We start from the raw sequence: 649 nt of genomic DNA on the forward strand, positions 1-649 counted from the left end.
TTGCCATGTCCTGGCTTCACGTATGCAGGTCGCGATTGCGTAGCACCGGGGAACGTTTCTGAAGCCGCGCGCGCCGGGCTCCATCGCCCCGCTAGAGTCAAATTGTCGAAAACCTTTTCTGTCCCTGCCCCCGGCACCGATGCTCCCCATCACCACTGCCCACACCGTTCATGGCGCCGCTTCGGAGCCCCCCGCCACCTGCCCCGCCGGCGAGTCTTCCGCCATCGCTGCGGCATCGTGCAGCACCACACCCGCCGCTTCGCAGGGAAACCCGAAGCTGGGAAACCTGCGCGGCGGGCGCCCAAGAGAGATACAAAGTGGGGGTGTATTCCGCCGGGAAGCGGCGAATGAAACCATCATCCGCCGCTTCAATCGGGGTGAAACCAGTGTGGCCGATGTCATGCGCGTCACGACCTCGTGCATCAAAAAGCTCGGTAATGACCACGAAGGCGCCATCGCCTGCCTGGAAGCGCTACAACGATGCCGCCACCCGCAGACAAGGGCAACGGTGTTCCCCGACACCATTCCGTACAACGCCGCCATCTCCGCGTGCGGGAAGGCCGCGCGCGCTGACGATGCCCTCAGACTTTTCGCGCATCTGCAACAGCACGGTCCCGCGCACGGCGTCTTCCCCGACACCATCACGTAC

1 protein-coding gene is annotated in these 649 nt (G+C 64.3%); it reads left to right on the forward strand.

The genetic code is table 11. The features are described 5' to 3' along the window. Window positions 1-139: 139 nt before the first annotated feature. Window positions 140-649: pentatricopeptide repeat-containing protein (locus HV796_RS43055; protein ID WP_175233650.1), on the forward strand; the 510-nt coding region annotated here is incomplete at its 3' end.

The organism is Paraburkholderia humisilvae (assembly GCF_902859855.1).
In the GTDB taxonomy this organism is placed as follows: Bacteria; Pseudomonadota; Gammaproteobacteria; order Burkholderiales; family Burkholderiaceae; genus Paraburkholderia; species Paraburkholderia humisilvae.